We start from the raw sequence: 26,658 nt of genomic DNA, 5'->3' as shown, positions 1-26,658 counted from the left end.
AAGGCACTTGATGCAATTCTTCAAACTTGATATCATTAATGAATGTGAAAAGACTGGAGTGGGTAAGAGTGACCAAACGCGCTTATAATTTTAATGCTGGACCTGCAGCGCTGCCGCTGGAAGTTCTGCAGCAGGGGCAAGAAGAATTTATAAATTTCCTGGATTCGGGCATGTCGATAATGGAAATGTCGCACCGCAGCCCGATCTACGAGCAAGTGCATAACGAGGTTCAATCCCTGCTTCGCGAATTAATGGGGATACCGGATTCCTACAAAATACTGCTGCTGCAAGGCGGTGCAAGCACGCAGTTTGCCATGGTACCGATGAATTTGCTGCCGGCCGGCAAGGTCGGCGCTTATGTGATGACGGGAAGCTGGTCGGAGAAGGCCATCAAGGAAGCCCAACTGTTCGGAGAGACAGCGGTGGCTGCAAGCTCGGAAGCGGACAAGTTCAACCGGATTCCTGACCTATCCGCTATCAAGCTGCCGGATAACGCGGCTTATCTGCATGTAACCTCCAATGAAACCATTGAGGGTACGCAATATCAGACTTTTCCGGACACGGGCGATGTGACGCTCATCGGGGATATGTCAAGCGATATTATGAGCCGTCCGGTGGATGTAAGCCGGTTCGGGATGATATATGCAGGGGCACAGAAGAATCTGGGGCCGTCGGGAGTGACGATCGTGATCGCCCGCGAGGATATGGTCTTAGCAAGTCCGAAGAACATTCCGACCATGATGCGTTACGAGACGCATGCCAAGAACAATTCCCTCTATAATACGCCGCCTTCGTTTTCCGTTTATCTGGCGGGACTGATGCTTAAATGGGTGAAGGCCAAAGGCGGGGTTGCTGATATCGAGAAGATCAACCGCGACAAAACCAGACTGATCTACGACACGATCGACCAAAGCGGCGGCTTTTACCGCGGCTTTGCCGACCAGGGAAGCCGGTCGCTCATGAACATAACCTTCCGGATTCATACGGAGGAGCTGGAGAAGCAGTTTGTTAAAGAATCGGAGGCGCATGGATTCGTTGGTCTGAAAGGCCATCGCAGCGTCGGCGGCCTGCGGGCTTCGACATACAATGCCGTTCCGATGGAAAGCTGCAAGGCGCTGGCTGACTTTATGGCCGATTTCCAGAAACGCAACGGATAAGAAGCAGCTAAATTCCGGCCGAAGATTCGTAGCACGATATAATAGACCGCCCGCTCTTCGAATGTTGTCGAAAAGCGGGCGGTCTATTATTGTGTAGGTGTCAGTCTGCTGCCTGATGAAGGTTTTCCGCGGCGGCCGGACCGGTCAGCTTGTAGCCGACATTGCGGACGGTCATAATATACTCAGGGGTCCGGGCATTTTTCTCGATTTTGTCGCGAAGATGGCTGACATGCACGTCAACGATTCGCGTATCACCGAGAAAATGATAATCCCACACGCCGTAGAGAAGCTGCTGGCGGCTGAGCACCTTACCCCGGTGGCGGCACAGGAATAGCAGCAGCTCGAATTCCTTGGGCGTCAAGTCAATGCTTTTGCCATCCTTATGCACCTCGCGCTGCTCGGTGAGCACGGTCAGCCGGCCGATCTCATGCACCACATTCTCGCTTGCTCCCGGAAGAACGAGCGTGCGCCTGAAGACGGCCTGAATACGGGAGAGAAGCTCCTGGGGAGAGAAAGGTTTGGTCATGTAATCGTCCGCGCCGTTATCGAGACCCGTGATTTTGTCAGTCACATCCTGCAGCGCGGTAAGCATAACGATGGGAACCGCATTATTTTGCTTGCGAAGCTCCCGGCAAACCTGGATTCCGTCCATTTTGGGCAGCATCAGATCCAATACGATAAGATCGGGACGAAATGGTTTTAATAAATCGAAAACGGCTTCGCCGTCCTGGACGCAGCGAACTTCATAGCCGGCCAATTTTAAATTAAACTCGATCAACTTGGAGATGGAAGGTTCGTCATCAACGACTAAAATTTTCTTCTTCATCGTCCTGTTCTCCTTTGCTTACGGCATGGCTCCATTATGACAAGCAACTTTTCTCATAAGATTAAGGCAACGTAAAACCTGTGTTAAATGTTTGGGATACGGTAAAAATGTGACAGATGGAAGGGGAAGTTCAAAAAATGGCATTTCATATCGTGCTTGTTGAACCGGAAATACCGGCAAATACTGGGAATATTGCAAGAACCTGCGCGGCGACAGGGACACATCTGCATCTGGTGCGTCCGCTTGGCTTTAACACGGATGACAAGACGCTCAAACGGGCAGGACTGGATTATTGGCATGCAGTAAAGGTTCATTACCATGATTCGTTCACTGAGCTGCCAGATCAGTTCCCGGAGGCCAGGTTCTTCTGTGCCAGCACAAGAACCAAAACGCGTTATACCGAATATGCCTTCCGGGACGGGGATTTTTTTGTATTCGGAAAAGAGACCAAGGGGCTCCCGTCTTCCATTTTGGATGCTTATCCGCAAACGGGGATGAGGATTCCCATGACAGATCAGGTCCGTTCGCTGAATTTGTCGAATTCCGCTGCAATTGTCCTTTACGAAGCATTTCGTCAGCTGGACTTTCCAGGATTGGAATAAAAAAATTAATTTGCCATTAAATGGGCTTATTTTCACAAATAAAACTCAATATTAATTGCAGGATATTAAGAAATTAAGAAGATGGGGAGGAAAACGATTCTATTTCACGAAAGCTATAGAAGCGTATATTTCTATTTAAGCTAATAATTCATTACAGAAGAGGTGACGACATTGAAACCGGCAGGTGTAGTGCGCAAAGTTGATCAATTGGGCCGGATAGTGCTGCCCAAATCGCTGCGCAAAAGATATCAAATGAATGAAGGAGATCCCGTGGAAATTCTTGTCCAGGGTGACCATATTATTTTAGAGCGTTATCATCCCCGCTGCGTTTTTTGCGGGTCGATCGATGATGTCCGTGAATTTAAAGAAAGATACCTGTGCTCCGCATGTATCACCGAAATGAGCGGTTTGCGCCGCTAGCAGTTTTAGGCACGCGAACGCGCCTTAAGTACGAAAGGTGTATTGCTCTGATACGAGCCTGCGTAATGCAGGTTCTTGTTCTTCTCGGGCGGGAACAACAAAAAGAAGCTTTGGGCATCTGAGGATCATTTGCCGAAAGCTTCTTTTTTTTCAAACTTAGGCCGGGCTAAGTATTCTGTACATGCCTTTTTTATGTCGCTTGGCTTGCCTTGTTCGGTTTACAGGCCTTCCGTCTTATCATCGTTGTAGGACGAAGTGACAATGGCGACCAGGAACAAAAGAAAGACAACCAATACGATCAGAAACTTTATCGTCATCCTGCACACCTCCAATACGCTTCTTCTATTATACCCAACCCGGATCAAAAAGAAAATGTGCAAAGTTTGAACAACTTGTTACAACCATTTCGGCAGCGCCAAAGGATAGTTGTCAAGACGCATGAAGTCTTCTCCTTTTTTTGGACCTGTTCGATGGATCTGGTTGCTCCGCCCATTGAATGAGCGTAAACTATATAAATCGACGATTATGGGGGGCGAAAAGCAAGTGGAATTCCGGTTTTCAAGTCATATACAAGGGCTGCAGTCATCAGCGGTCCGGGATATTTTAAAGCTGACGCAAGGCAAACAAATCATTTCCTTTGCTGGGGGTCTGCCTGCTGAGGAGTTATTTCCCCTGCAGGCCATCAGAGATGCCGCGCTAAGGGTCTTTGAAGGCGGCAAAGCCTCCTTGCAGTATGGCCTGACAGAAGGCTTCCTGCCGCTGCGTGAGCAGCTTTGCGGGCGTATGGCAGTCAAAGGCATGCAGGTCGAGCCCGATCAGATGATTTTGACAACGGGATCGCAGCAGGCGATTGATCTGCTGGTTCGTGTCCTGTTGGAACCCGGCGATGTCGTGCTGGTGGAAAATCCGACTTATCTCGCAAGCCTGCAGGTATTCAGCCTGAGCGGCCTGCGTGTGATCCCGGTAGCGAGCGACAAGGATGGCATGATTATGGCTGAGACCGAGCGCCTGATGCGCGAGTATAAGCCAAAGATGGTCTATGTTGTACCGACATTCGGCAATCCGACGGGCCGGACCTGGAGCCTGGAGCGGCGGCAAGGCTTGCTTGACCTGTGCAGCCATTTTGGCGTTCCTATTCTTGAGGATGACCCATATGGGGAAATAAAATTCAATGCCGCCGATCAGTTTCCAACCTTGTTTTCTCTGGCGGGAAAAGCGGACGGAAGCTGCGTCTTGTATACCAGTACGTTTTCCAAAACCGTTGCCCCCGCCCTTCGCACGGGCTGGGCAATGGGAGACCGCCGTGTGATGGGCATGTTGGCAAAAGCGAAGCAGGCGGCCGACCTGCATTCAAGCGCACTCGATCAACAGACGCTTGACCAACTGCTGCGGCATTTTCCGCTGGATGCGCATATCCGCAAGATCGGAGAGGCTTACGGAGCGCGCCTCAAGCAAATGGAAGCCCTTCTTGGCAGCCGGAACTGGCCGGATGTCCAATGGATTTCGCCCAGAGGCGGAATGTTCCTTTGGCTGGAATTTCCTGAAGCACTGGATACGGAGGCGCTGCTGCGTGCAGCAGTTGCCAAGGGTGTTGCATTTGTGCCGGGAGCAGCTTTCTATGCGGCTGCTCCGCAGCGGAATATGGCAAGACTGAACTTCACGTATACCGATGGGGAACGCATGGAGCTCGGCATCTCGCGTTTGTCGGAGGCGCTCGGCGAATTTACAGCGCGGATGTGAAACAGGCCCTTATAAAAACAGCTCGTTCCCGTAAAAAGAGGAACGAGCTGTTTTTGATTTGTCAGGAGGCCGATATGATAAATTGGCCGTCACTGATCTGGATGGGCTGGCAGTCAAGCTGCTCGCCGGGGACATTGGTGGATTGCCCCGTTGCTGGATCAAACGACCAATAATGAAGCGGACATATCAGTTCATTCTCCCAAGGCCGGACAACACCTCCGGCATGCGGACAAATCGCGGATACCAGTTTATACTCCTGGGGGGCATCTTCCTGGCACGCCGTTTGTATAATAAAATAGGGGTCACGGTCAATCGTAACGGATGCGGGGAAACTGGTAAAATCTTCAACCTTGCCAATAATGCGGAATCCGTTTGCTTCAGGCAACTGGTTACTCATTCTTATCTCCTCCTTGGATAGGGTTCTGCCGATTTTCACTTGCCAGCCAGGCATCCAGCACTTCAGCGTATTCCAGGAGAGCCGCCGTTCCGCCTTCCTTTAAACGGTAAACGCCGCGCTCAACCCGTTCAAACCAGCCGTAATAATCCTTCTGCATGATATAGCTGGCTCGCCGCACAGCGGTCAATTCGGCGGCTATGCGCGGCGGCAGCTGGCCATGCTGGCTGAGTGCCCAGGCAATACGCAGGGCTTTCTCGCGGTAAGCGGTAACAAGTTTGCGGCCTCTGCTTCCGCCTGTATTGTAATCCCCGGTTCTTTCCCGGAATTCATGGAGCAGGCGGGTTTGCCGCGTGCGGCGCTGGCCGCGAAGCGGAGGGTCACCGGGCTCGCAGAGGACTTCCAATACAGGTGCTTTTGTCTTGAAGAAAGTAACGGTCATCAGGCCTAGACCAAGCATTCGGCAGAGCTCGGAAAGATCGCCGAAGCGCTGGTTATGGGAACCGCTTTTTTTGCGATTGCGTTCGACGACCAGTATCACCTGGCCATTTAGACGCAGCCGATCAATGCCCTGCAGAAGAAGGGGCAGCGTGAAGGTTTTTTTCATTTCAACAAGGATCGTATCGCCGCTCAGTGGATGGATGGCGACAAGGTCACAGTGCATGATCTCGCTTTTCACTTCGAAGCCTCTGGCTTCAAAGAAGGCTTTGACTGGAGGGTAGAGTTCGGTTTCATGCTTGATTGCCATTCAAGGCGCGCTCCTTTCCCTAAGCGTCTTTGGAGATTATATCATATCAGACTGGCTCCTTCAGCCCTTAATTTTGAACATGGACAGGTAGAAAATCGGCGCTCCTTCGACAATATCTTTGCTTTTTTGGCCGTTATGAAATGATGTGCCGCTTTTTGCGCGATGAAGCCCAAAGGGGTGTGAGTGATCACGAACGCCCGCGGGGATGAATCGAAGGCGGACGTAAAACCTGACATGCCAATGGTGGTTTTATAGATGGAACGGGAAAGAACACGAAAGTTGATGAAAACTCGTTTAAAATAGAGGGCAACTTCCCCCGTACAGATGCATAGAAATGTAGTACACTTCAACAAATAGCCGGTCAGTGGGAACAACGTATAGATGGGTACCCCGTGGTCGAATAAATGGCAGTCAGCACCCCGGGACGGACGAGAGGAGGTACGGCATGGATATTTTGAAGCGTATATCGGCGTACAAGGCGGAAAGTGAGAAATTGGCATGGACCGGAACGTTTAAGGAATACATTGAGCTGCTTAAGCGGGATCCGGCACCTGCTATGACAGCGCATGCTCGTGTCTACGAAATGATTGAATCATATGGGGTGGTGGAGGATGACGGCCGAAAGAAATACAAGTTTTTCGAGCAGGAGATTTTCGGGCTGGACCGTTCTGTAGAACAATTGGTTGAAGAATATTTTCATTCCGCGGCCAGGAGGCTGGATGTCCGTAAACGGATTCTGCTGCTCATGGGACCTGTCAGCGGAGGAAAGTCAACGATCGTAACGATGCTTAAGAAGGGGCTGGAGCAGTTTTCCCGAACGGACCGTGGCGCCGTTTATGCAATCAAAGGCTGCCCGATGCATGAAGATCCGCTGCATCTCATTCCGCATGAACTGAGGGCCGACGCAGAGCGGGAGCTGGGGGTACGAATTGAAGGCAATTTATGCCCATCCTGTCAAATGCGGCTGCGCACCGATTTTGAAGGCGATATCGAAAATGTGCTCGTAGAGCGCGTACTTATTTCAGAGGATAATCGGGTCGGTATCGGCACATTCAGTCCTTCGGACCCCAAGTCGCAGGATATTGCCGATCTTACGGGCAGCATCGATTTCTCCACCATCACGGAATATGGCTCCGAATCCGATCCGAGAGCTTACCGGTTCGACGGGGAGCTTAATAAAGCCAACCGGGGCATTATGGAGTTTCAGGAAATGCTCAAATGCGACGAGAAATTTCTCTGGAATTTGCTGTCGCTTACCCAGGAAGGTAATTTTAAAGCCGGCCGGTTTGCCCTGATTTCGGCGGATGAGCTCATTATCGCGCATACCAATGAAACGGAGTACCGGTCGTTTATCAGCAACAAGAAGAACGAAGCGCTGCAATCGCGGATGATCGTTATGCCGGTGCCGTATAACCTGAGGGTGTCGGAGGAAGAGAAGATTTACAGCAAGCTGATCGGCCAGAGCGATATGAAGCATATCCATATTGCCCCGCATTCATTGCGGGCCGCCGCGATTTTCTCGATACTTACCCGTCTTAAAGAGACAAAGAAGCAAGGGATGGACCTTGTGAAGAAAATGCGGATGTACGACGGCGAAGAAGTAGAAGGCTACAAGGAAGCGGACCTGAAGGAAATGCAGAGCGAGTATATGGAAGAAGGCATGACAGGGATTGACCCCCGATATGTCATCAACCGCATATCCAGTGCCCTGATCAAGCAGGATCTGGCATGCATTAATGCTCTTGATGTGCTGCGGGCGCTGAAGGACGGACTGGATCATCATCCCTCCATTACAAGAGAAGAGCGGGAGCGGTTCCTGAACTTTATTTCCATCGCCCGCAAAGAATACGATATGCTGGCCAAGAAGGAAATCCAGAAGGCGTTTGTGTATTCCTATGAGGAATCGGCGCATACCTTGTTCGAGAATTATCTCGACAATATCGAATCGTACTGCAACTGGACCAAAATCAAAGACCCGCTGACCGGTGAGGAAATGGATCCCGACGAGCGTCTGATGCGCTCCATTGAGGAGCAAATCGGTGTGTCGGAGAATGCCAAGAAAGCGTTCCGCGAAGAGATCTTAATCCGTATTTCCTCCTATTCACGCAAAGGCAAGAAATTTGAGTACAACAGCCATGACCGGCTCCGTGAAGCGATTGAGAAAAAGCTGTTCACGGACCTGAAAGATGTCGTGAAAATTACCACTTCGACCAAAACGCCGGATGAACGCCAGCTCAAGCGCATTAATGAAGTGACCACCCGGCTGATTGACGAACATGGTTATTGCCCGGTATGCGCCAATGAGCTGCTCCGTTATGTAGGCAGCCTGCTGAATCGTTAGTCCCCTTGCTCAAGATTGCACAACCCGACGATGAACCGTCGGGTTTTTTTTGTTGGGTAAGAGAGAATTCCAAAAAAATTAAACACTGGGCCCGTAACGGCCGATAATAGGGGGAGAGGTTCACATCAAGAACAGGTCCAACATATGGAAAGAAGGCTGACGCATGATTACACTATCGGAAAAAAGAGCCAGACAGCTCGATTACACAGGGATCAAGGAAGAAGACCTCGCTCTGCTGGCCCAGCACCGGGAAATTTTCGCCAAGGTTGTAACAGAGGTTGTTGACCGTTTCTATGACCGTATTACACAGGAATCCGAGCTGCGGACCATCATTGACCGCTTCAGCACGATTGACCGCTTAAAACAAACGATGCAGGTCTACTGGTTGTCGCTTACAGATGGCCGTATTGATGAAGCATTCATCGAGAATCGTATCCGCATCGGGGCGGTTCATTCCCGGATCGGACTGACCACACACTGGTATTTGGGAGCTTATATGATTTATCTGGATATGGCCACGCAGGTTTTCCGCCGCGTACTGCCGGAGCAATGGCAGCGTATCATTCATTCCCTGTCGAAAATCTTCAATTTCGATTCGCAGCTTGTGCTGGAAGCTTATGAAATGCAGGAGAAAGAGCAGCTTGTCCAGCTGGCGGACAAACAGGAACTGCTCCTAAGCTCCGTGGCGGTGGCTGTACAGGAGCTGGCCGGGATGATTGTCGAGCTTGATACAAGCGCGCAATCCATTGCCCAATCGGCTCTCTCCACGGCAGGCTCGCAAAATCATGCCAACGAGCTGCTTACCGATCTGCAGCAGGATATGAACAATATCGGCGAGGTGGGCACCTTGATCCGGGAAATTGCCGATCAAACCCATTTGCTGGGTTTGAATGCCGCTATCGAAGCAGCGCGCGCCGGGGAACATGGGCGGGGCTTTCAAGTAGTGGCCAATGAGGTCCGCAAGCTTGCCGGCTCATCAAGGGAAGCGATGGAGAGCATTCAGGACCGGCTTGAGGAGATCGGGCGCAAAATGGTGGATGTACGGCAGGAGTCCGATAAGACGACGCAGCAGGCTACGGCACAAGCCGAGAGATCGGAAGAGCTTTCAACCTTCATCCAGACCATTGAGAAGGTAGTAGAGGATCTGAAACGGCTGAGAGCCTAGCAATGAGGTTGCCGGACGGTCAAGTACAGGGACAGGTTTCGCATATACGTTCAAAGTTAAAGGCGCCTTTAGCTGGAGTGGTGTCAAAGAAGGCCGCGAACCTTATGGTTCGCGGCCTTCTTCGATAAACCCGTACACGCCAAACGCTAGATCCTGAACCCGGAAAATCTGGACTACAAGATCGGCGTTTGTCTGAGCACACGATCACGTTCAAAACGATCCAGCGCTTCTGCGGCTTTTTTTACATCCTCTTCATGGACTTGAAGCTTCGTGAGACTTCTTCCAAATCCGCTTTCCTGAACGCCTACATTGGCCATGCCGGGGCTGGACTGGCTTTCATCCGTGCGCAGTCTGACCCGGAACCCTTCGTTGTTCAAGTAAGCATGTTTTTCCTGCAACTCACTGGTGGAATCGCCCGATGCGGACATAATCGTCTTCCACCGGTTGGATCTGAGAAAAAAAGCGGCCAGGAACAAAATTAGCGCGATACCAACGACAATAAGCACAATCATCATGGTTATTCACCTCTTCGTTCCGGGGAGCGAACCTCTTCAACCTAGCGGGGTGATGCTCCCCTATTTACGTATACCATAACCTTACGGGAGTATGTTGAAACACTTGGAATATGAAAATATGGTGAAAAATTCAACGTATTTAGCAGGAATTTTATTGCATCCAATCCCCTTGCAACTCAAAGAAATTTGCGGCTCGTTTTCTTCCCGTCGCAGCTGAAAACAATCCGTTTATCCTCGACAATGGTCTCCAAATGCGCGGATTTCCCCCATAAATGGACGACATGGGGAAGCGTCCGTTCAATGTATTTCAGATCCAATTCCACGCCTTCATATTGATGGTTCAGATAAAGCTCGCCGCTCCTGTTAAAGTTCCCGTCGGAAATAATAATGCTGGGGAAGCCCCCGTTCACACGGGAGAAAACCAGCTGCTCGCGGATGGTTTCCCAGGTTTTATCGGTAATTTTCCACTCCGCGCCCTTCTTCTCGAACACGTACAGATCCAGATCGCCGACCAGCTTCTTGGTCAAATAATTGCGGAGAAACGAAATATCCGAATCATTCTCGCGCACCTCGAACATCTTCTCCCGTCCCGACCCCGGCTTGCGTCCCTGGCGGTCTTGCTCCTCCTGGGTAGGGGAATCCCATCTCCTCTCGATATCCTCGAAAATTTTCAGCCCCAGATAATAAGGATTCAGGCTATTGCGGGAAGGCTGAACGACGGAAGAATTGAGCTGGGCAAATTCAATGGTCTCCTCGCTGGTCAAGTCAAGCTCGCGGATAATGCGCTGATGCCAATAGGAAGCCCAGCCTTCGTTCATGATTTTCGTTTCGATTTGCGGCCAGAAATATAGCATCTCATCGCGCAGCATGGACATGATGTCGCGCTGCCAATCCTGCAGGGCCGGGGAGTACTCCTCTATAAACCAGAGGATATCCTTCTCCGGCTTGGGCGGGAACCGTTTGGTCTCCGGGCCGTCCTGCTCGACATCGATAGCGGCGTCCTTGTCATCGAGCGACCACAAATCCTCGTAGCCGAATTGGGGCTTGTAAGCATTAGGCTTCTCTTTGTTCAGAAGCTCAATATACCTTGTTTTGTCCAGTTGGTAAGGCTTGATCAGCGTAGGATCGACATGCTCCTGGATGGCGAGCACCGCATCGATGAATTTCTCCACGGCCGGCGTGCCGAATTCCATTTCGTATTGACCGACACGATCGGCTGTCGCGGACATGCTTTCCACCATATTGCGGTTGGAGCCGCCGAAGCGTGAATTGTTTTTGAAGAAATCGCAGTGGGCCAGCACATGGGCCACAATCAGTTTATTCTGAATGAGCGAATTGCCGTCAAGCAGAAAAGCATAGCAAGGGTTGGAGTTGATCACCAGCTCATAAATTTTGCTCAGTCCAAAATCATACTGGGTCTTCATCCGATGAAAAGATTTTCCGAAGCTCCAATGATTGAAGCGGGTCGGCATTCCATAAGCGCCGAAGGTATATATAATATCAGCCGGGCAAATCTCGTACCGCATCGGATAAAAGTCGAGACCGAACCCTTGGGCGATCTCGGTTATTTCTGCTATAGCTCTCTCCAGCGCTTTTATCTCGTCCTGCCGCAAATGTCACTCCCCCCATGCCTGTCAGTTTTTTTGAGCGCAACAAATTAACTCAAAGATGTGATTCATAACTATCTATATGGGCGAGGGTGCGGTGTTATGCAAGAGCCGGAATAAAGAGAAAATGGAGAACAGCCCCAGAAGGCATGTTCTCCATTTTCTTTAGAGCCTGCGCGCGCCCGCATAGCGCGGGGACCAATAGGTGCTCTCAAGACGCTGTACATCAATACCGCGCGAGCTCGTCGCCGAAATAAAAGCATTGTCTCCGATATAGAATCCGACGTGGTTGACGCGTCCGGTTGCCAGGCTTTTGAAGAACACCAGATCGCCCGGACGAAGCGACGATCTGTGAATGGTGTAGCCTTGCCTGTACAAGTTCGAAGCGGTCGTGCGTTTTTGTGAAATGCCGAATTTATTGAACATAAAGTATACAAAACCGGAGCAGTCAAACCCGGGGGAAGGTTTGGTGCCTCCCCAGACATAAGGGGTTTCCAGATACCGGTGGGCATCCTTCACCATGGCCAGCCGGATATCGGAACGGCGCTTTAAGTTAATGGTTGCGGGTACGCTTCTTCTGTCGTTGTGAATGGTTTCGTTGCGCTGATTATGGCGGGCCTCTGCTATGGGAGCGGGAGCGATTGGTTCAGCCGCTTGCGCAATTTGGCCGGGGATCCAAGGCACATCTGCAACCATACCTGCCATAAGACTGGCCGCAGTCACTGTCAGGACGGCTTTCCCCGCTATACGCAAAGAACGGTGAAAACCGGTCATTCTATTCATGCAGAACCTCCAATAAGGGAATGGGTTCAATCGACTGGTAGTAGTTTAACCAAGTAAGGGAAATTTTAAATACCTTCCTGGTTTTGGAATAAAAGCCCGCATTTAATTGACCCGGCCGGATGTTTCATCCGGGCGGAGGTCATGTTAATAGCAATCATACATGGTGTGGGCCTTCCACAGGCAGCGTGATTGTCCTCATGGGGTCAGGTCAGGATAGGAAGAAGTTGAGAAAGGAGGCGGGGGTATGAAAACAAAAAAACACTGGAGGCGTTCTGTTTTCTGGATCGTGGGTATTTTACTCTTCCTGGTTGCAGGCGCAATGGCTGCATACCGTTATTGGGTGTATCCTCCCGCCTCCGAGGCGCTTACAGCCCTGAAGAGCGATGAAAGCGTGAGGATAGCCGAAAGCGGGAATGAGATTGTCTTTGATCCCGTCCGCGAGCCCGTGCAGCCTTCCGTCATCTTCTACCCGGGCGCCCTCGTAGATCCGGAGGCGTATTCCCCATGGGCCCGTGCTTTGGCGCAAAGGGGCAGCCGGGTATACATCGTTTCGATGCCGTTGAATCTGGCGATCTTCGGACAGTCCCGGGCGGATGCCATCATTGACGCTCATCCCGGGGAGAGCTTTGTGTTGGGAGGACATTCACTGGGAGGAGCATTCGCAGCGCGTTACGCCACCGCGCACCCGGAGAAGCTCAAAGGTGTGTTCTTCCTGGCTTCTTATGCCGATAAGAAAGGCGATCTGAGCGGTACTCAGCTGCCGGTGCTTCAGTTGACGGGGAGCCGGGACGGCATACTCAGCCTGGACAAGCGGACAGAAGGTGAACAGTATTTGCCGGCATCTGCGGAATACGTATCCATCGAGGGAGGCAATCACGCGCAATTCGGCTCCTATGGCCCCCAGCGTGGCGACTTGGCTCCGGTGATTACCGAGCAGGCTCAGCATGAACGGATCGTCAGCGCCATGGCGGATTGGCTTGCGAGCATCAAGTAGCGGACTTAAATACAAAAAAAGAAGACGCCTGCCCTTACAAGGGTGGCGTCTTCTTCTGGATAAAGAAGCTTTATTCCAGATCGGGAAGTTGGCTGACATAGCTGTCCGACAGCAGAAGGAGCTTCAGCGCCCGGTCGAACTGATCGGAGGTAGCGGCTGAATCCTTGTTGCCTAACTGCGGAATCGGATAATTGCTGCCGTCCTCGAATCCGGTCCCTGGCACAAACAGCGTGTTATCCGTAATCAATGACCCCGATGGCAGATAATAACGCTGCGGCAGCAGGTTGGAGGTCTGATTGAGCAGGTCTTGCCCAAAAAGAATATGATCCTTGACCGACACGCCCGTCAGATTGGCCAGAGTTGGCAGAATATCGACCTGGCCGCCAGTCTGTTTGAATTCCCGTGGCGTTGTAATGCCAGGTGACGCAATGACAAGCGGGATATTGATCATATCGGCAAAACCGTACTCATGCCCGTAGATTTCTTCCATGAGTTCTTTGTCATCGCGATGCAGGGAATAGATCGGCAGACCGAGATGATCGCCGTAGACGACCAGCAGGCTGTTATCCCATATGCCGCGCTTCTTCAGATCGTCAATAAACAATCCGATTGCGTAATCGGCATAATTCTGGGAGCGGATATAATCCCCTACAAATGTACCTTCATAACGCTCCGGCAGTGTCATCTTATATTTTCGCTCCGGGATGGAGAATGGATGATGAGCCGTCATGGAAATGACTTGCGCATAGAAAGGGGCGCCCGCCTTGTTCATCCGGTCAAGCTCTTCGGCCGTTTTGGCATATAAGACCTCGTCTGTCGGTCCGAAAAACACAGTATCATCGGTACCGAAGAAGTCCTGATCGTAATAGCGGTCAAAACCCAATGCTTTATAAAGACCGCTGCGGTTCCAGAATTCCACCACATTGGTGTGGAAGGTAGCGGTATCGTAGCCTTCTTTACCCAGCAGTCTCGGCAGGCTTGGAAGCACCTTGTCGGCATAGACCTGGGTTGCCGCGCCTTGCGGCGGGATATAGAACGATGTATTGACCACAAATTCGGCGTCGGACGTGTTCCCTTGACCGACCTGTTGAAAAAAGTGGGAGAAATAGAAATTTTCGCGGGCCAGCTTGTTCATATTCGGCGTTACTTCCTGTCCGTCGATTTTAAGCCCGATCAGAAAGTTCTGAAAAGCCTCCAGCTGGAGGATAATCACATTTTTGCCTGCTGCCGCTTTCCAGTATTGCGGCTCTGCGGGCACGGTAATATTTTTGATGGAATCGATGGATTCCTGCGTGATCTCATCGGCATGGACCAAATCCGCATCATTTTTTTTCTTGAACAGCGTATAGAGCTCATAATTCAGGATGCCCATATCCTCCGCTTTGACGATTTCGTTCATGCTGGCGCGGTTCGGATAAATACTGAAGAAGCAGAGGACCAGCGAGAAAACAAGCAGGACCGATACGAGTTTCCGATTCGCTTTTGTCCGGCTGCTGCTTTTCCAGTTCAATCCCATCTGTTTGCGGAAAAGCACGAAGCCTATTACAATGACATCCAGAAAAATGAACAGATAGTAGGGATCAAGCAGCGAGAATACACTATTCTTGACGGCGGTGACCTGATTGACCTGTTCCAGGGCATGGTAGGTGACGATGACGCCGTAATATTTATAGTACATAATGACCGCGAAAATGATGGCCGTGACAAATAAATTGGCTCCCAGATAAAGCCCCAGCTTGCGCTTGGAGGCAAACAGCTCAATCAGGCAGAACAACAGCCAGAAGAAGGGGATTTCCGTTACCAGTATGGTCCAGGAAAGGCCGCCGTCAAAAATGACGAAATAAGCAAGAGCGCTTTTGATTAGCAATAATATCGTGAAAAAAATAAATGGTCTCATGCGCAGCAATCGCGCAGGGTGCATATAAGGCACAGTGAGCTACCTTCCTTTCACTGCCGGCAGCGGCAGATTTTGAATGATGGGATACTAGAGGCTATCAATAGATTAATCATTTATTCATAGAGTCCATTATCCTACTTTCAGGAGGCAGTTGTCAAAGACCGCAAAGGGTCACGGTACTCCCTGATAGAGCGGCAGATCCCATTGGAAGCGGCCTGTCTAATTGGCAGGCTTAATTTCTTCGATTAACGCATTTCCCCAAGGGGCGATTCGGACCTGAACCACAAGGGCGCCTTCCTGATCCTCCAGCTGCTTGCCCGTGTTCTCCGGAACATAATATTTCTCCAGGCCATAGTTTATGAAAATCCCTGAATCTGTCGGGTAACGGACCCTGCCCTTTATGATAATCTCCCTGCCTTCGGCTGCCGGCTTGCGGGAATAAAAAGCTTTGGCCTTGTATAGCCCATTGTCTGTTGTTTGAGGCTCAAGCACCACGTATACTTTATCGCCTTCTGCAGGCAAATCTCCGGGACTCCTCCATAAGCCAGAGTCGAGCTCGCTGATTTCGTAGTTCAAGATGACATAGTCCCCATAAAGAATATCCCGCGGATCGACAGGCGTGGTTGCAAGGCGGACCTCTTGTCCAAACCACAACGCGCTGTAATGATAACCGACAATGCCGGACAGAAACAGGATTTGCGCTGCAGTCAGAATGATTAACCATCTCTTGCGGGAGCGTGTCTTGACATTATTCATCTTCATGGTGTTTGTCCTCCCTGCCATCCAATAATACCTGCTGCTTGCGGCGGTTGAGGAACCAGCTTAAGCCAAGAAGTAGAATCCCGCCGAGAATGAAAAATAACGATTTATCCATAAAATCCCACGCGAGCTTCCCATAAGCAGTCATGGTGCTGACCAGAAAGAGCAGGGTGGCCAAGTTGATTTTGAGCCGCCATTCTTCCATATATCCGCGCCATAATAAGTGCAGCGAGAAGAGGAAAAGCAATAACAAGGTGGGCAGGTCGGAACCGTCCAAGAGATAGAAGAAGGGAATGGCAAGAATCCAATCCAGACCCGACGATAAACGGTTATGTCTGCGTTTGCCGGCCAGCGAGAAGCAAAGCAGGATCACAAGCGCGATGAGATAGGGGAGAAGCGGAGCCGTCATTTCGGCGCGCCAACTGGAATTGCCGCTGCCCCAGAAGAGCACAAGAAACCAGTTGAAAATAAAGGCTGCAATCAAAGCTCCTGCCTGGAACGGGTAAAAGGTTTTGCGGTCCTTGAACAGATCGGCTGCCGAGTAAAGCAGCCACACAGGGATTAAATACCAGCTGAACGGCCATTCCAGCACAATGAAACCCAGCAGTGCCTGCAGCAGGAAGGATGCGGAAAGGCACCATCCCAGCAGCTCGTCTTTTTGTTTCCACCAATAGAAGCCAAAGCCTGCAACAGCAAGTACAAAAGCGGCGTAGCTGAAGGAGTTGAACTGGATTACGCTATACCACTGCGTCAAAGTGCAGCCCAGCAGACTCAGGATATATAGATAACGGCTCCGGAAAAGAAAGGTCAGGCTCAGGCCAGCTGCACTCCAGACGACAAAAGAAGCTGCATTATAAGCGACCAGGTGGAACATCTGTCCAGTCAGCACAATGCTGGCGCCGAAGCTGACAAGTCCCAGGCTGATGAGAGAGATACCCAGCTTGTCATGTTCTTTATTATAGAACCTCCAGCCGGAAGCATACAGGCTGCACATCACCACGATCATGAGCATCAGCCGCGCCAGCTGGGGAATGTCCTGCCAATTGGCAGCCACGAAGCTGAGGATTCCAAGCCCCACCAGCACGCTGCCCAGAATCGGTACCAGACCTGCAGCGCGTTTGCGTTCCGGGTAAAGGCTCAATATCCGCTTGTACTGCTCCTCCGTAATAATCCCTTTATTCGTCCAGTCAGGACCTTCCTGTTCCAGCCATCTTCTGCTCATACGTCCACCTCAGCTTTCCATTGCTGCCTCTAATGTATAATGGGGGAACCTTTATTGAATAGTACTATCTTTATGTGGTACCCGTTTACGAGCAAAGCATAACAAGCTTGGAGAATAGTATCTTCTTCAGACATCAAAAAAAACCCGTCCGGCCCATGAGGGACCGGCGGGAGGTTAAGATCAGCCGGATTTGACCGGGTTTGCGAAGAAGCTTTTTAAGGCTTTATATACTTCGCCTTTATCCTTGATGATGGCATACATAAATTTCTTGTTGGCAATATTCTTATAGGCGGACATCAGTGTACTGCTGCGGTTGTATTGATTGACCTCCCCATATCCGAAGAGATTGGCTTTCTCCATCAACTGCTCGATAAGCTTGACGCATTTGTCATTGTCGGAGGTCAGATTGTCGCCGTCCGAGAAGTGAAAGGGGTAGATATTCCAAAGGGCGGGCGGGTACCTCGCATCGATGATATCCAGCGCTTTTCTATAGGCAGAGGAGCAGATCGTCCCGCCGCTCTCGCCGCGGGTGAAAAACTCTTCCTCGGTCACTTCCCTGGCCTCCGTGTGGTGTGCGATGAACACAATTTCCACATGCTCATATTTGCGGCGGAGGAAACGCGTCATCCAGAAAAAGAAGCTGCGCGCGCAGTATTTCTCGAAGGACCCCATACTGCCGGATGTATCCATCAAGGCCAGCACAACGGCGTTGGACTGCGGTTTGACCACTTCATTCCAGGTTTTGAACCGCAGATCATCGGGGGAGATGCCGCCGATACCGGATTTGCCGGCATTGGCGTTGCGCTTGATATTCTCGATCAGGGTCCGTTTCTTGTCGACATTGGACATGATGCCTTTTTTGCGGATATCTTGAAAAACAACATCCGTTGTTTCCAAAATATCCTTCTGCTTTTGCTCCAGGTTGGGAAGCTCCAGCTCCTCAAAAAGCATATCCTCCAGCTGATCGATGCTGATTTCCGCCTCCAGGTAATCCTCGCCGGCCTGATCGCCGGCCCCTTGGCCTTTTCCTGGCCCTTGGGCGGGCTGTGGGTCGGTGCCCAGCACATCCCCTACCTGGGAATCACCGTCGCCTTGTCCAACGTGCTGCTTTTTGTTGTAATTATAAACAAAATGAGATTCATCGATGCTTTTAATGGGGATTTTGACGGTTTGTTTGCCGTTGGAAAGCACAATGCTTTCATCCGTTACGATATCCGGAAGATTCTGCTTAATGGCCTCTCTCACCTTCTGCTGATGCCTGGCCTGGTCCTCATGTCCTTTGCGGTGAAGAGACCAATCCTCGCGCGAAACAATAAACAACGGTCCTTTGCCTGCTTCCATAACGTCCACCTCCAGCCCTCTCTTGCTCGTTGTTATTCATTGTATTCAAGTCTGTGGCTGTTATGTGAAGCAAAAAAAAGTCCAATTCTATGAAACTGTCAATCTGCGCGCATTAAAAAAGCCCCCAGCCATCCATGGGAGCAGCTGCGGACTTTGAAGCCGTCTATAATCAGGAGCCGGCCTGCGCGATTAAGCCAATGAGAAACATAGCAGCAGACCCGAAAACAAGCAGGCCGTTCAGCACGATTCCGATAACCGGGAACGCTTTGAGGGTATACTTCATACAGGCCCCAACAATGCCCAGAGCAAGTCCGATTAAACTAAGCCCAATGCCCGCCAGCATACCAACTATCGATAGAAGCAGGGGGGCATCCTTTGCGATTTTTTCAGAGAATTCTTCAATATTTTGAACAGTCTTGCCGTCAGGCGTGATGTAGTCCATAATAGACGAAGTTGCAACAAGGACGCTAATAATGAAGCATACGATACTGACAAGGCCGATAATAAAAGAAGCGATTCCAAGCTTCGATTGGGTCTTCTCCCGCCCGCTATCATAGTTCTGCGGTGGATTATAAGTATTCTTTAGCGGATAACTTTGATCTTCGTTATCGTTCATGAGTCAGGTGTACTCTCCTTTACACATGGTTGATTTTTGTACATTGTAACGTATTTATCACTCTTTTGGAAAGGTAGTGAATGGGATTGTTTAACAAATATGGAGCATTCGGAGCGATGCACGCTTTGCTGGCAGTAGCCCTCGGCGCTTTTGCATCGCATGGCCTGAAAAGCCGGCTAACCGCTGAAATGTTGAATGTTTTTGAAACAGGTGTGCGCTACCATATGTATCACGCCATCGGTTTATTTTTGCTGGCCCTGGCTTCTGTACGGCTCAGCTCTTCAAATACGATGCGCTGGGCTGCCCGGTTTATGCATATCGGTATTTTTCTGTTCTCCGGCAGTTTGTATGCGCTTAGTTTGAGCGATGTCAAATGGCTGGGAGCCATAACCCCGCTTGGCGGAGTGGCGTTTATCGTTGCCTGGGGACTCGCGGCCTACACGCTGTGGAAAGCAAAAAGCGAGTAGCCATCTTCTGCCTTTGGCCGCCGGCTGCATGTATAATAAGGTTCTCAAAATGAGTTACACCCTATTCGCCCGACCTACTGAATCATCCGGACAATCGGTTGAGGGGTAGAGTATCCCTGAAAAGGATAGAGAAAGCTCCTGGACAAGAGAGTCCAGGAGCTTTCTCTATATTCATCCAAGTCATTTGCCAAGACGCCCGACCTGACGAATTCCCATTTGCCGTGTTCTTAAGGATAGAGTCCGACAATATAACTTAAGATTTACAACAAAATTATTGATTTGAGTTCAATATTTATATATTGTATACATAATATGAATTTCTTACGTCTTTAAATTCTTCTTATCTTATTTCTACTTGGAGGTAAGTCAAGTATATGACTGATTTATGGGCTGAAGCTGTTGAGCTGCGAGAGGTTCTGATTCAACGGTTGCAAGAGGACGGTATCATTTTTACAGATGCACAATTAATCAGACCAACGAAGCCTTATTTCTTGCCAACTGATACGAAGATGGCTTCGAAAATTGATCACACACTGCTCAAACCGGAGGCGACCAAACAACAAGTTGTTAACTTATGTGAAGAAGCAATAAAGTTTCATTTTAAAACCGTATGCATTCAACCATACTGGGTATCGCATGCTGCTGGGCAATTAGCCGGCAGTGAAGTGGGCATTACAACGGTTATTGGCTTTCCCCTTGGCGTTTCATGTTCAATGATTAAAGCGCTTGAAACGGAAGAGGCGATTGCAAAAGGCGCTTCGGAAGTAGACATGGTATTAAATGCGGGGGCTCTAAAGTCGGATCGACTTGCGGATGTATTCAATGATGTTCGCATGGTTGTCCAGGCTTCCGATCGTCGAGCAATAGTTAAAGTGATACTGGAAACTGGCGCACTAACCGAGGCGGAGAAGAAGACAGCTTGCGTGATCTGTGAGCTGGCAGGAGCTGATTTTGTAAAAACATCTACTGGGTTTGGGCCGGGAGGTGCCACTGCAGACGATGTGAGATTGATGGATGTTTTCTCGGGGCCATCGGTCCAGGTTAAAGCATCCGGCGGAATTCGTAATTCGGAAACCGCGCAGTGCATGATCGATGCAGGTGCTACACGTCTTGGCACCAGCTCAGGCATACAGATTGTGCAGGGTGAAGAAGGGACTGGCTATTAATCGGAGACGAGACCAGTAGGGGGAGCTTAAATGTCAAATGAACATATCACCGTTATAGGCAGCTATGTGGTTGATTTAATGTGTCAGACTCCGCATATGCCACAAACAGGCGAGACAGTACTGGGTCATTCCTTTCGAATGGGAGAGGGAGGAAAAGGGGGCAATCAAGCGACGGCAGCCTCTAGACTTGGCTCTATGGTCACGCTTGTCACAAGGGTAGGCAACGATGATTTCGGTCGGGCTGCGCTGGCCTTCTTTGAGAAGGAAGGGATTCAACATAATCGGATCGCGATAGACCCGGTGGAAACTACTGGCGTTGCTCTTATTTTAGTTGATAATAATGGTGACAATCAGATCGTCGTATCATTAGGAGCATGCGGTCAATTAGAACGTGCGGACATTGAAGCCGCGGAGATGGAAATTGCGAATTCCGCTATCATGCTTGTTCAATTGGAAACCGATTTAGCAGCAGTAGAGGCTTCATTGGAGTTTGCGACCAAGCATGCCGTCCCACTTATTCTTAATCCTGCGCCGTTCCAGCCGTTCGATCTTGCATGGTTGAAACAAGTTACTTATTTGACACCTAATGAAACAGAAGCATCTGCGCTAACAGGGATTACCGTTCACGATCAACACAGTGCGATGCAAGCTGCCAATAAGCTGCTGGAATATGGAGTGAAAAATGTTATCATCACGCTTGGCAGCAAGGGAGCGATCATCAAACAAGACCATGCAAGCTGTTATTGGTTCTCCTCATTCGAGGTAGAGGTTGCTGATACTACTGGTGCAGGAGATGCTTTCAACGGCGGTCTTGCCCGAGCATTGTCGAGAGGAACCCCTCTGTTGGAAGCAATGCGATATGCATCTGCTGTAGCTGCATTGTCAGTAACGCGGATGGGTACAGCAGCAGCGATGCCATTGGAGCACGATGTCCTGGAGCTCATGCATAAGCAGGGAAACCGTTGTATTCCTGTGGATATAGAAGGTATATCGGGAGTTGCGGATAAGTAGATCGACGGGGGGATTGTCCAGGGCACGATCAATAAGGGAGCCTTTCCTATGAGAAGGGCTCCCTATTTGCATCCTTTTCTTTGCTACTGTTATTGCATGACAAAATCATCAATTTCATTCAGGGAAAATGTATAAACCTGTTTCTCATCGACATGGTAGACGGTCAGCATCTGATTGTTCTCATCCAGTTTAATAATACGGCATGGAATATTCAATCTCACGCCGAATCCCTTGTTCACGGAAAGCCGGATCAGCCGGTTGTCCGAAATACAGGTGCGCACCCGGTCAATCATGAGCGGGACTTGCTCCGTTGCGGCGGTTTCCAGGCGCAAATCCGGTATTTCTTTGGCAGAATCAGCCGTTTCGAGTATGTGAACATCTTGAATTGCAGCTGTGCTCCCTCCTGCAGTTTCCAGGGCCTCTATAAGCTTGCCGAGCTCCAGCCCGGATTTAATGCGAAAGTCCGGGAATCCGCATTGGTTGAGCAGATGCAGAAGACGCTCTGCTGCACGCGCATTTGACTGTCCTTCGACCAAAATGTCTACTTGAAACAAGTAGGCGGATTGTTCGGTGTTGTTGTTTTTTCCTCGTGTATCCATATTGCCTCCGTAACGATCATAAGTAAAATTACTATACCACTAAAGAACTAATAAATGTACTCCTAAATTCACAGTCTGAAGAGAGGGCGGCCATAAAATATTAATGTCATTTGCCTTATGTCAGATGTCTTTTGCCGGGCATATAGTGCATAAGTGAGGGTTCCTTACTTAAGGAGGCGGTAATGGATGATGCGCATGGTTCCGATTTCGTTGGATGGCGGCATAAATGTGCTCGGTGTGGAAGTGAAACTGCCCAAAACCACGCTGCTTGCAGTAGCAACCGATTCGGGCTACATTATGTGCGGCGCACTCGATGTGGCGTTGTTGAATGATAAGCTGAAAGATCGTGGAATTATTGCCGGCCGTGCGGTCGGGGTAAGGACTTTGGAAGAGCTGATGAATGCTCCGCTTGAGTCCGTCACGTTTGGCGCGGAAGCGCTTGGAATTAGGGCAGGAATGAAAGGCGAAGACGCCATCCGGCTGATGCTGTAACACCCCCCCCTGGCATAGCAGAGGATTGTCCTGCATGCGCGCTTATCGCAGCCCGCCGCGGACAATCCTCTTGATTTATGCTATAGCGTTTCAAACAGCTTCTTCAGATTAACGTCAAATGGTGGCCGGATAACGCCTTTCTCGGTAATAATAGCCGTTACATATTCGCTTGGCGTCACATCAAAAGCGGGATTAAATACTTTAATGCCCTCGGGAGCGGTACGTTTGCCGAAGCCCTCCGTAATTTCCTCCGCATCCCGTTCCTCGATCGGGATCAGCTCGCCGCTGGCCGTATTCAAGTCAATCGTGGAGAGCGGGCAAGCAACATAGAACGGAATATTATGCGCTTTGGCAAGGACCGCGACGCTGTAAGTTCCAATCTTGTTGGCGACATCGCCATTTGCCGCTACACGGTCAGTGCCGACGATTACAGCGTTGACCCAGCCCTTGCTCATAATCATTCCGGCCATATTGTCGCAAATCAGCGTCACGTCAACGCCTGCCTGCTGCAGCTCGAATGCGGTCAATCTCGCGCCTTGCAGAACAGGGCGGGTTTCATCCGCAAAAACGCGGAGCTTCATGCCCTGTTCCTGAGCCAAATAAAAAGGGGCTAAAGCAGTGCCGTATTTGGCTGTTGCCAAACCGCCGGCATTGCAGTGAGTCAGGACGCCCATGCCATCCTCAAACAAGCCAAGCGCATGCTCGCCGATCAGACGGCATGTTTCCTCGTCCTCGCTTTGGATCGCTTTCGCTTCGCCAAGCAGAGCGTCTTTGCAAGCCTCTAGATCCAGTTCGCTGTTTTCAAGCTCTTTGGCCCGCGCGCGCATGCGATCCAGCGCCCAGAATAGATTGACAGCCGTCGGACGGGAAGTCGCCAGATGTGCCGAGGCTTGATTAACGGCATGAAGCCAGTGCTCTTTGCTTTGCTCCAGGCGGCTTCCCAGATATACGCCATAGGCGGCAGCGATGCCGATTGCCGGAGCTCCGCGCACCTTGAGATGACGAATCGCCTCCCACACATCCTGGGCCGTTGTTAGCGGGAGATGAATAACCTCTCCGGGCAGCAGCCTCTGATCCAGCAGATCCAGATGCTCGCCTGCCCAGATGACAGATTGAAGTCCTTTATAATTTGATGTTTCCATTGTTCATTTTCCTTTCCTCAAGCCTTTACCGATTCCGCCGACGTTTCGGCGATTTGGATCAATTCTTCGATAGAAGCCGTTTTGCGATTCACTTTGATCAGCTGTTTGCCGATGGACAAGGCCAGCCGCTGCGCATGCTCCCGGGATTTTGCATCCGGAATTTGGTCAATATCGGCCACATGGGCAAGTCCGACAATCCGGCGTACCATTTTGCTTCCTGCATAACCGACCGTATCTTGAAGGAGCCGTTTCATATAATCGTCTTTGTAACCTGGAGCGGAAGAGAGGAGCCGATCCGTTTTGTTTTCTTCCCACAAGGCGCGGAATTTCGCATCGAATTGGGTCCAAATCTCGCGTATGGTCCCTATTAAATAAGAGCGGTAATCCCGGCGCGCGTTCTCATCCGCATCCCAATGATCGCGTGCAGCGTAATTCAACAGGAGATTCGCAATAATCGCTCCGATATCGAAGCCCATAGGGCCGTAATATGCAAATTCGGGATCGATCACTTTCGTCGAATCCGGCTTGATAAATATGCTTCCGGTATGCAAATCGCCATGGAGCAGAGCCTGCGCCTGCGTCAGAAATTTTTCGCGAAGCAGGGCGACTTCCAAGTGGAGCTCGCCGTCATTCCACAAGACTTGCGCTTCGTCGCGGATCGTTTCATCGAAGCTGTTGGTATCGGCATCGGTGTAGGGATGGTCGAATATGAGATCCTCTGTGATTTTGCAAAGCTCGGGATTAATAAATTCCCGGACGCGAAGTTTCTTGCTCTGCTGATTCATTCCCAGATCGGAAGTAAAGAAAAGCGTATTGGCCAGAAAAGTGGAAATATGACCGGCGAACAGGGGATAACGTCCGCCCTCAATCAATCCGCGGCGCATGATTACATGATCGCTAAGGTCCTCCATGACCGTTAAGGCAAGCACGGGATCGTAGTTATAAACGGCCGGCACCAGACCTGGGGCCAGCTTGCCTTCCTGGATCAGCGCTTCGCTCTCGATCCGGGCACGGTCCAGCGTCAGGGGCCATGATTCGCCTACTACTTTGGCATAGGGCAGAGCCTGCTTCAGTATAAGGCTGGTTCCTTCCACGGGGTCGGAGATATGAAATACCAGATTTAAATTACCGTCGCCAATTTCACGGCTTGTTAGTTCGGCGCCCTCTGCGAAAACGCCCTCGAGGCTGCGGGCGATTTGAATCGCCTCTTTTTCGTTTAATGGATGATAAGCAGACATTCTTTGTCCACCTTTCGATTGTGATAAATGATAGTTTATTATATCGCCGAAGGCCGGCTTAGTAAAATTGCGAAAAAACGAATTGTCATCCGTTTAAGTATAACGAATATCAATTCGGCTTGGAATACCCGCTTTATTATTAAAGCGGGAGAAGCGGACAACCTTTTCATATAGAGGCAAAGCCGAAGACTCGCGCGCAGTCAGCCTGTTTGAAAATAAGATCCGCCCGCCTGCCAGCTTCAGAGCTTGGGGACTGCGGGAGAATGATTACAAGCATGAACTTCAGGAAACGCTGTTAGAAGCGGGAACAGTGAAGGACTTCGTTTTTTTCGGATGTAGCTTTCCTGAACAGGCTTCCCAAATCCGTCAATTATTGAGTCGTTAAAGTCCGGCTTGTCCCTTCGTGGTTCGTACATCGGTTGATTTATAACCAGACTTAGATTAAAATGATTATTGAGAATCAATGAGAATCATTATAATGAGCCTGTGTTCCAAGAAGAAGCAGCTTTTGCCGCATTTGGCGGCGGAGTCCGTTTTTTTCCTAAGATCCTTCTAGAGCGTATTGGTTACGATCTTCAGGATTACAAATATAGGAACATCGAACTTTGGAAGGGGTAGTTTAAATGGCAACACATTTCAAGATCGACGGCTTGAAAGCCGAGATCGAAGGCAAGGAAATCTTGAAAGGGATCAACCTTGAAATCAAAGGTGGCGAAATTCATGCCATAATGGGTCCGAACGGTACAGGAAAAAGTACACTGGCTTCGGCGCTCATGGGGCATCCTAAATATGAAGTAACGGAAGGCGCCGTTGAATTGGACGGGGAAGATGTGCTTGAAATGGCGGTTGACGAGCGTGCACGCGCAGGCCTGTTCCTTGGCATGCAGTATCCGAGCGAGATTACCGGCGTTACCAACTCCGACTTTCTGCGCAGCGCGATCAACGCACGCCGGGAAGAGGGCAAAGAAATTTCCCTGATCAAGTTCATACGTCTGATGGAAGGCAAGATGAAAGAACTGGACATGAATCCGGAGTTTGCCCATCGTTATTTGAACGAAGGATTCTCGGGCGGCGAGAAAAAACGCAACGAGATTCTTCAGATGATGATGATCGATCCTAAACTCGTGATTCTTGACGAGATCGATTCCGGTCTGGATATCGATGCTCTCAAAATCGTAGCCAACGGCGTCAATGCCATGCGTTCCGAGGATCGCGGCTTCCTCATTATTACTCACTACCAGCGGCTTCTCGATTATATTACGCCGGATTTTGTTCACGTTATGATGCAGGGCCGAATCGTAAAATCAGGCGGCCCGGAGCTTGCGGCCCGTTTGGAGAGCGAAGGTTACGATTGGGTTAAAGAAGAACTGGGCATCGTGGACGAAACAGTCGGACAGGTTTAACGGGGGAGGGGTA

The 26,658-nt window shown here is 50.2% G+C and carries 26 protein-coding genes and 1 pseudogene; 13 read left to right on the top strand and 14 right to left on the bottom strand.

Features of this window, described 5'->3' with window-relative positions; all coding sequences use genetic code 11:
* Window positions 1-68: 68 nt before the first annotated feature.
* A complete protein-coding gene (gene serC / locus IEY46_RS17575; RefSeq protein ID WP_188993981.1) occupies window positions 69-1,157 on the top strand; it encodes a 3-phosphoserine/phosphohydroxythreonine transaminase in 1,089 nt (362 codons plus the stop codon).
* A gap of 100 nt (window positions 1,158-1,257) precedes the next feature.
* Here serC and IEY46_RS17570 read toward each other — a convergent pair whose 3' ends face one another.
* Window positions 1,258-1,983: a response regulator gene (locus IEY46_RS17570; protein ID WP_188993237.1), complete on the bottom strand. Its 726-nt coding sequence runs from the start codon at window positions 1,981-1,983 to the stop codon at window positions 1,258-1,260.
* A 137-nt stretch (window positions 1,984-2,120) separates the two neighbouring features.
* Between IEY46_RS17570 and trmL the strand changes: the two genes are divergently transcribed.
* The 3 genes from trmL (at window position 2,121) to IEY46_RS17555 (ending at window position 4,745) form a co-directional block, all read left to right on the top strand.
* Entirely contained in the window at window positions 2,121-2,585 is a 465-nt protein-coding gene (gene trmL / locus IEY46_RS17565) for a tRNA (uridine(34)/cytosine(34)/5-carboxymethylaminomethyluridine(34)-2'-O)-methyltransferase TrmL (protein ID WP_188993236.1), read from the top strand.
* Window positions 2,586-2,756: 171 nt separating this feature from the next.
* Entirely contained in the window at window positions 2,757-3,005 is a 249-nt protein-coding gene (locus IEY46_RS17560; protein ID WP_188993235.1) for an AbrB/MazE/SpoVT family DNA-binding domain-containing protein, read from the top strand.
* A gap of 543 nt (window positions 3,006-3,548) precedes the next feature.
* Window positions 3,549-4,745, top strand: coding sequence for an aminotransferase-like domain-containing protein (locus IEY46_RS17555; RefSeq protein WP_188993979.1), 1,197 nt, complete (start codon window positions 3,549-3,551; stop codon window positions 4,743-4,745).
* 61 nt (window positions 4,746-4,806) lie between these two features.
* Here IEY46_RS17555 and IEY46_RS17550 read toward each other — a convergent pair whose 3' ends face one another.
* On the bottom strand, window positions 4,807-5,142 hold the full coding sequence (locus IEY46_RS17550) for a Rieske (2Fe-2S) protein (protein WP_188993234.1): 336 nt from the start codon (window positions 5,140-5,142) through the stop codon (window positions 4,807-4,809).
* Entirely contained in the window at window positions 5,135-5,887 is a 753-nt protein-coding gene (locus IEY46_RS17545; RefSeq protein ID WP_188993233.1) for a DUF2161 family putative PD-(D/E)XK-type phosphodiesterase, read from the bottom strand. The genes IEY46_RS17550 and IEY46_RS17545 overlap by 8 nt, the downstream gene beginning before the upstream one ends.
* A 445-nt stretch (window positions 5,888-6,332) precedes the next feature.
* Here IEY46_RS17545 and IEY46_RS17540 point away from each other — a divergent pair, with 445 nt between their 5' ends.
* The 3 genes and pseudogenes from IEY46_RS17540 (at window position 6,333) to IEY46_RS37055 (ending at window position 9,393) form a co-directional block, all read left to right on the top strand.
* Window positions 6,333-8,228, top strand: a complete 1,896-nt coding sequence (locus IEY46_RS17540; protein WP_188993232.1) for a PrkA family serine protein kinase — start codon at window positions 6,333-6,335, stop codon at window positions 8,226-8,228.
* A gap of 163 nt (window positions 8,229-8,391) precedes the next feature.
* Window positions 8,392-8,850 (top strand): annotated as a pseudogene (locus tag IEY46_RS37060) (protoglobin domain-containing protein); the annotation flags it as partial.
* The gene (locus tag IEY46_RS37055) at window positions 8,851-9,393 is read left to right on the top strand and encodes a methyl-accepting chemotaxis protein (protein WP_373288838.1); all 543 of its coding nucleotides are present in this window, start codon (window positions 8,851-8,853) and stop codon (window positions 9,391-9,393) included.
* 173 nt (window positions 9,394-9,566) lie between these two features.
* On the opposite strand, the gene IEY46_RS17530 is transcribed toward IEY46_RS37055, so the two are convergent.
* From IEY46_RS17530 to IEY46_RS17520, 3 genes are all read right to left on the bottom strand, one after another.
* Window positions 9,567-9,908 carry a hypothetical protein gene (locus tag IEY46_RS17530; RefSeq protein ID WP_188993230.1) on the bottom strand — a complete coding sequence of 114 codons (342 nt, stop codon included), beginning with the start codon at window positions 9,906-9,908 and terminating at the stop codon, window positions 9,567-9,569.
* 176 nt (window positions 9,909-10,084) lie between these two features.
* Complete coding sequence (locus tag IEY46_RS17525; RefSeq protein ID WP_188993229.1) at window positions 10,085-11,521, bottom strand: SpoVR family protein; 1,437 nt, start codon at window positions 11,519-11,521, stop codon at window positions 10,085-10,087.
* A gap of 159 nt (window positions 11,522-11,680) precedes the next feature.
* Entirely contained in the window at window positions 11,681-12,298 is a 618-nt protein-coding gene (locus IEY46_RS17520) for a C40 family peptidase (RefSeq protein ID WP_188993228.1), read from the bottom strand.
* A gap of 244 nt (window positions 12,299-12,542) precedes the next feature.
* Here IEY46_RS17520 and IEY46_RS17515 point away from each other — a divergent pair, with 244 nt between their 5' ends.
* Window positions 12,543-13,292 carry an alpha/beta fold hydrolase gene (locus tag IEY46_RS17515; RefSeq protein WP_188993227.1) on the top strand — a complete coding sequence of 250 codons (750 nt, stop codon included), beginning with the start codon at window positions 12,543-12,545 and terminating at the stop codon, window positions 13,290-13,292.
* Between the two features lie 70 nt (window positions 13,293-13,362).
* Here the strand turns inward: IEY46_RS17515 and IEY46_RS17510 are convergent, their stop codons facing one another.
* The 5 genes from IEY46_RS17510 to IEY46_RS17490 all read right to left on the bottom strand — a co-directional run bounded on the left by IEY46_RS17510 (window position 13,363) and on the right by IEY46_RS17490 (window position 19,127).
* Window positions 13,363-15,213: an LTA synthase family protein gene (locus tag IEY46_RS17510; RefSeq protein ID WP_188993977.1), complete on the bottom strand. Its 1,851-nt coding sequence runs from the start codon at window positions 15,211-15,213 to the stop codon at window positions 13,363-13,365.
* A gap of 195 nt (window positions 15,214-15,408) precedes the next feature.
* The gene (locus IEY46_RS17505; RefSeq protein WP_188993226.1) at window positions 15,409-15,951 is read right to left on the bottom strand and encodes a GDYXXLXY domain-containing protein; all 543 of its coding nucleotides are present in this window, start codon (window positions 15,949-15,951) and stop codon (window positions 15,409-15,411) included.
* Window positions 15,938-17,170 (bottom strand): DUF2157 domain-containing protein, encoded by a 1,233-nt coding sequence (locus IEY46_RS17500; protein WP_188993225.1) that lies wholly within the window; start codon window positions 17,168-17,170, stop codon window positions 15,938-15,940. Before IEY46_RS17500 ends, IEY46_RS17505 begins: the two co-directional genes overlap by 14 nt.
* A 180-nt stretch (window positions 17,171-17,350) precedes the next feature.
* On the bottom strand, window positions 17,351-18,511 hold the full coding sequence (yhbH, locus tag IEY46_RS17495; RefSeq protein WP_188993224.1) for a sporulation protein YhbH: 1,161 nt from the start codon (window positions 18,509-18,511) through the stop codon (window positions 17,351-17,353).
* A 169-nt stretch (window positions 18,512-18,680) separates the two neighbouring features.
* Window positions 18,681-19,127, bottom strand: coding sequence for a hypothetical protein (locus IEY46_RS17490; protein ID WP_188993223.1), 447 nt, complete (start codon window positions 19,125-19,127; stop codon window positions 18,681-18,683).
* A gap of 80 nt (window positions 19,128-19,207) precedes the next feature.
* Between IEY46_RS17490 and IEY46_RS17485 the strand changes: the two genes are divergently transcribed.
* The 3 genes from IEY46_RS17485 to rbsK all read left to right on the top strand — a co-directional run bounded on the left by IEY46_RS17485 (window position 19,208) and on the right by rbsK (window position 21,771).
* Window positions 19,208-19,594, top strand: coding sequence for a DUF423 domain-containing protein (locus tag IEY46_RS17485; RefSeq protein ID WP_188993222.1), 387 nt, complete (start codon window positions 19,208-19,210; stop codon window positions 19,592-19,594).
* 509 nt (window positions 19,595-20,103) lie between these two features.
* The gene (gene deoC / locus IEY46_RS17480; protein WP_188993975.1) at window positions 20,104-20,760 is read left to right on the top strand and encodes a deoxyribose-phosphate aldolase; all 657 of its coding nucleotides are present in this window, start codon (window positions 20,104-20,106) and stop codon (window positions 20,758-20,760) included.
* Window positions 20,761-20,790: 30 nt separating this feature from the next.
* Window positions 20,791-21,771 carry a ribokinase gene (gene rbsK / locus IEY46_RS17475; protein WP_188993221.1) on the top strand — a complete coding sequence of 327 codons (981 nt, stop codon included), beginning with the start codon at window positions 20,791-20,793 and terminating at the stop codon, window positions 21,769-21,771.
* 89 nt (window positions 21,772-21,860) lie between these two features.
* Here the strand turns inward: rbsK and IEY46_RS17470 are convergent, their stop codons facing one another.
* Entirely contained in the window at window positions 21,861-22,370 is a 510-nt protein-coding gene (locus IEY46_RS17470; RefSeq protein ID WP_188993220.1) for a hypothetical protein, read from the bottom strand.
* 186 nt (window positions 22,371-22,556) lie between these two features.
* On the opposite strand from IEY46_RS17470, the gene IEY46_RS17465 reads away from it, so the two are divergent.
* Window positions 22,557-22,862, top strand: coding sequence for a YunC family protein (locus IEY46_RS17465; RefSeq protein ID WP_188993219.1), 306 nt, complete (start codon window positions 22,557-22,559; stop codon window positions 22,860-22,862).
* 80 nt (window positions 22,863-22,942) lie between these two features.
* On the opposite strand, the gene mtnA is transcribed toward IEY46_RS17465, so the two are convergent.
* Both mtnA and mtnK read right to left on the bottom strand, forming a co-directional pair.
* Window positions 22,943-24,004, bottom strand: a complete 1,062-nt coding sequence (gene mtnA, locus IEY46_RS17460) for an S-methyl-5-thioribose-1-phosphate isomerase (RefSeq protein ID WP_188993218.1) — start codon at window positions 24,002-24,004, stop codon at window positions 22,943-22,945.
* Window positions 24,005-24,021: 17 nt separating this feature from the next.
* Entirely contained in the window at window positions 24,022-25,242 is a 1,221-nt protein-coding gene (gene mtnK / locus IEY46_RS17455; RefSeq protein WP_188993217.1) for an S-methyl-5-thioribose kinase, read from the bottom strand.
* Window positions 25,243-25,865: 623 nt separating this feature from the next.
* On the opposite strand from mtnK, the gene sufC reads away from it, so the two are divergent.
* Window positions 25,866-26,645: a Fe-S cluster assembly ATPase SufC gene (sufC, locus tag IEY46_RS17445; RefSeq protein ID WP_188993215.1), complete on the top strand. Its 780-nt coding sequence runs from the start codon at window positions 25,866-25,868 to the stop codon at window positions 26,643-26,645.
* Window positions 26,646-26,658: the final 13 nt, after the last annotated feature.

Origin of the sequence: Paenibacillus nasutitermitis, assembly GCF_014641075.1 — a bacterium.
In the GTDB taxonomy this organism is placed as follows: Bacteria; Bacillota; Bacilli; order Paenibacillales; family Paenibacillaceae; genus Paenibacillus_Z; species Paenibacillus_Z nasutitermitis.
The sequence above is the reverse complement of the archived record's forward strand: the minus strand, read 5'-3'. Positions and strand labels throughout refer to the sequence as shown.

Coding starts and splice junctions, on each gene's coding strand:
- IEY46_RS17570 (WP_188993237.1), bottom strand. CDS start 1,983: ATGAAGAAGAAAATTTTAGTCGTTGATGACGAACCTTCCATCTCCAAG.
- trmL (WP_188993236.1), top strand. CDS start 2,121: ATGGCATTTCATATCGTGCTTGTTGAACCGGAAATACCGGCAAATACT.
- IEY46_RS17550 (WP_188993234.1), bottom strand. CDS start 5,142: ATGAGTAACCAGTTGCCTGAAGCAAACGGATTCCGCATTATTGGCAAG.
- IEY46_RS17545 (WP_188993233.1), bottom strand. CDS start 5,887: ATGGCAATCAAGCATGAAACCGAACTCTACCCTCCAGTCAAAGCCTTC.
- IEY46_RS17540 (WP_188993232.1), top strand. CDS start 6,333: ATGGATATTTTGAAGCGTATATCGGCGTACAAGGCGGAAAGTGAGAAA.
- IEY46_RS37055 (WP_373288838.1), top strand. CDS start 8,851: ATGCAGGAGAAAGAGCAGCTTGTCCAGCTGGCGGACAAACAGGAACTG.
- IEY46_RS17530 (WP_188993230.1), bottom strand. CDS start 9,908: ATGATGATTGTGCTTATTGTCGTTGGTATCGCGCTAATTTTGTTCCTG.
- IEY46_RS17520 (WP_188993228.1), bottom strand. CDS start 12,298: ATGAATAGAATGACCGGTTTTCACCGTTCTTTGCGTATAGCGGGGAAA.
- IEY46_RS17515 (WP_188993227.1), top strand. CDS start 12,543: ATGAAAACAAAAAAACACTGGAGGCGTTCTGTTTTCTGGATCGTGGGT.
- IEY46_RS17510 (WP_188993977.1), bottom strand. CDS start 15,213: ATGCACCCTGCGCGATTGCTGCGCATGAGACCATTTATTTTTTTCACG.
- IEY46_RS17505 (WP_188993226.1), bottom strand. CDS start 15,951: ATGAAGATGAATAATGTCAAGACACGCTCCCGCAAGAGATGGTTAATC.
- IEY46_RS17500 (WP_188993225.1), bottom strand. CDS start 17,170: ATGAGCAGAAGATGGCTGGAACAGGAAGGTCCTGACTGGACGAATAAA.
- yhbH (WP_188993224.1), bottom strand. CDS start 18,511: ATGGAAGCAGGCAAAGGACCGTTGTTTATTGTTTCGCGCGAGGATTGG.
- IEY46_RS17490 (WP_188993223.1), bottom strand. CDS start 19,127: ATGAACGATAACGAAGATCAAAGTTATCCGCTAAAGAATACTTATAAT.
- IEY46_RS17485 (WP_188993222.1), top strand. CDS start 19,208: ATGGGATTGTTTAACAAATATGGAGCATTCGGAGCGATGCACGCTTTG.
- deoC (WP_188993975.1), top strand. CDS start 20,104: ATGGCTTCGAAAATTGATCACACACTGCTCAAACCGGAGGCGACCAAA.
- rbsK (WP_188993221.1), top strand. CDS start 20,791: ATGTCAAATGAACATATCACCGTTATAGGCAGCTATGTGGTTGATTTA.
- IEY46_RS17470 (WP_188993220.1), bottom strand. CDS start 22,370: ATGGATACACGAGGAAAAAACAACAACACCGAACAATCCGCCTACTTG.
- IEY46_RS17465 (WP_188993219.1), top strand. CDS start 22,557: ATGATGCGCATGGTTCCGATTTCGTTGGATGGCGGCATAAATGTGCTC.
- mtnA (WP_188993218.1), bottom strand. CDS start 24,004: ATGGAAACATCAAATTATAAAGGACTTCAATCTGTCATCTGGGCAGGC.
- mtnK (WP_188993217.1), bottom strand. CDS start 25,242: ATGTCTGCTTATCATCCATTAAACGAAAAAGAGGCGATTCAAATCGCC.
- sufC (WP_188993215.1), top strand. CDS start 25,866: ATGGCAACACATTTCAAGATCGACGGCTTGAAAGCCGAGATCGAAGGC.